Origin of the sequence: Haematobacter genomosp. 1, assembly GCF_002196855.1 — a bacterium.
In the GTDB taxonomy this organism is placed as follows: domain Bacteria; phylum Pseudomonadota; class Alphaproteobacteria; order Rhodobacterales; family Rhodobacteraceae; genus Haematobacter.
The window spans coordinates 1-2,641 of record NZ_NIPW01000067.1 but is presented as its reverse complement, the minus strand read 5'-3'; the positions used below and the strand labels follow the sequence as shown (position 1 = coordinate 2,641).

Below are 2,641 nucleotides of genomic sequence, written 5' to 3'. Positions count from 1 at the left end.
TGCCGCGCGACAATCAGGGTGAGATTCCGCGTCAATCTGGGTGAGACGCCGTGGTGGTCCTGTGGTGGAGGGAGGGCGTAGCCCGACCGGAAGCACAGGACCACCACGGCGCGCGCTTTGAATGTGCGTCTGTGATCGCGGTCGGTCCGATACGCTGGGGTTTTCCATGAGAGAGAGCCACTTTGTGCCGGGCCGCCACGTAACCGATCAACAGACGAGGCTTTTCATGAAGCTGAGACAGACCCACCCGATCGAGGTGGCCGCCGCCAAGGCCGATTTCAGCCGTTCGACGGGGTTCCGCATCGCGCAGGACCCGCGGCTTCCTTCGCAGAAGATGCAACCGCGGGAGCGCCGGCGCCCCGATCCGCTCGAGACGATCTTCGATGCCGAGGTCGTGCCGCTGCTGAAGGAGGCGCCCGGACTGCGACCCGTGGCGATCTTCGAAGAGATGCTGCGCCGCCATCCCGAACTCTCGCCGGGGATACGACGCACGCTTGAGCGCCGGATAAGGTCCTGGCGCGCGCTGCACGGGGCCGAACAGGATGTGATCTTCCGGCAGGTGCATGAACCTGGCCGGATGGGACTGTCGGACTTCACCGACATGTCTGCCCTGGGCGTCACGGTCGGCGGGCACCCCCTCGCACACATGCTCTACCACTTCCGGCTGCCGTGGTCGGGCTTCGCTCATGCGCATGTCATCCTGGGCGGCGAGAGCTTCGTCGCTCTGGCCGAGGGCCTGCAGAATGCCCTTTGGTCGGCAGGTGGCGCGCCACACCAGCACCGCACCGACAGCCTTTCCGCAGCTTTCCGCAACCTCGACGCCGACACCGAGGCGGATCTGACGCGGCGCTACGACGCGCTGTGCGCCCATTATCGAATGGCGCCCACGCGCAACAATCGTGGGGTCGCTCATGAGAACGGCGCCATCGAAAGCGGACACGGCCATCTCAAGGCGGCGATCCGCGACGCCCTTCTGATGCGGGGCTCGGCGGAGTTTGCGGGTCTGGTGGACTACCGTGCCTTCGTGGACGAGGTTGTCGGACGCCGGAATGCTGCCCAGGGCAAGCGGATCGCGGCAGAGCGTGCCCACCTCCAGGCCTTGCCCACGAACCGCACGACCGACTTCGAGGAAGTCATCGTCACGGTATCGAGCACCGGAGGCTTCACCTTGCGCAAGGTCTTCTACACCGTGCCGTCCCGCCTGATCGGTCACCGGCTGCGGGTCCGACTCTACGATGACCGGCTGGAGGTCTTCATGGGCGGGACGTTGGTCATGACGCTGCCGAGGGGACGTGCCCATCCGGACGGGCGGCACGATCAGGTGGTCAACTACCGCCATGTCATCCACGCCTTGCGTAAGAAGCCGATGGCGCTCCTGAACCTCGTCTATCGCGACAAGCTCTTCCCGCGCCCGGCCTATCGGCGTGCCTTCGAGGCACTGGTTGCCCAACTGCCTGAGAAGATGGCCTGCAAGGTCACCGTCGAACTTCTGGCGCTGGCCCATGAGCGCGGCTGCGAGCGCGAGCTGGGAGACGAGATCGAGGCGGTTCTGACGGCCGGACATCTGCCCGATCCCGTCGCCCTGCGACGACAGTTCGGACCCGATCCACAGGCTTTGCCGGTCGTCTCGGTGGCGCAGGTCGGCCTGGACACCTACGATGCTCTCGTCGCCCCGACGGCCTGGATGGGAGAAACGGCATGACGACCGTCTATTCCATCGACGAGGTCCGCCTCGGCATCATGCTGAACGAACTGCGCCTGCCCACGATCAAGACGCTTTGGCCGCGGTTCGCCGAAACGGCTGATCGGGAGGGCTGGCCGGCCGCGCGCTTCCTTGCAGCCATTGCCGAGCATGAGCTGGCCGAACGCGCCAACCGCCGGATCGAACGCCACCTTGCAGAGGCGCATCTGCCGCCGGGCAAGACCCTCGACAGCTTCGCCTTCGAGGCCGTTCCAATGATCTCCAAGGCCCAGGTCACGGCCATGGCCGCCGGGGACAGTTGGCTGGCCAAGGGTGCCAACGTGCTGATGTTCGGCCCGCCCGGCGGCGGCAAAAGCCACCTCGCTGCGGCGATCGGACTGGCACTGATCGAGAACGGATGGCGCGTTCTGTTCGCCCGGACCACGGATCTGGTCCAGAAACTGCAGGTCGCGCGCCGGGAACTCCAGCTCGAGAACGCCATCGCCAAGCTCGACAAGTTCGATCTCCTGATACTCGACGATCTCGCCTACGTCACCAAGGACCAGGCCGAGACCAGCGTTCTGTTCGAGCTGATCTCGGCCCGTTACGAGCGGCGGTCGATCCTGATCACGGCCAACCAGCCCTTCGGCGAATGGAACCGGGTCTTCCCGGACCCCGCCATGACGCTGGCCGCCGTCGACAGGCTCGTCCACCACGCCACCATCTTCGAGATGAACGTCGAGAGCTATAGGCGGCGAAGCGCGATGGAGGCAAAGCGATCACGCGGCCGTCCCGCTGCCTTCGCGACAATCAACAACACCCCTCAGTTTGTCGCGGAGCGTCAATCAACATCGAGCCAGCATCTTGCCAGCGACAATCAGGATGATACCCTCACGGACACCGCGACGTAGAATCTCATCCAGATTGACGCGCGCGTCTCTTCCAGATTGTCGCGCTATA

At 65.1% G+C, this 2,641-nt stretch carries 2 protein-coding genes; both read left to right on the top strand.

Annotation, left to right across the window (positions count from 1 at the left end; genetic code table 11):
* The first annotated feature begins 184 nt into the window (after window positions 1–184).
* Window positions 185–1,702 carry an IS21 family transposase gene (istA, locus tag CDV49_RS19560; protein ID WP_088216958.1) on the top strand — a complete coding sequence of 506 codons (1,518 nt, stop codon included), beginning with the start codon at window positions 185–187 and terminating at the stop codon, window positions 1,700–1,702.
* Window positions 1,699–2,592 carry an IS21-like element helper ATPase IstB gene (gene istB, locus CDV49_RS19555; RefSeq protein ID WP_088216957.1) on the top strand — a complete coding sequence of 298 codons (894 nt, stop codon included), beginning with the start codon at window positions 1,699–1,701 and terminating at the stop codon, window positions 2,590–2,592. The genes istA and istB overlap by 4 nt, the downstream gene beginning before the upstream one ends.
* The last annotated feature ends 49 nt before the right edge of the window (window positions 2,593–2,641 follow it).

Coding starts and splice junctions, on each gene's coding strand:
- istB (WP_088216957.1), top strand. CDS start 1,699: ATGACGACCGTCTATTCCATCGACGAGGTCCGCCTCGGCATCATGCTG.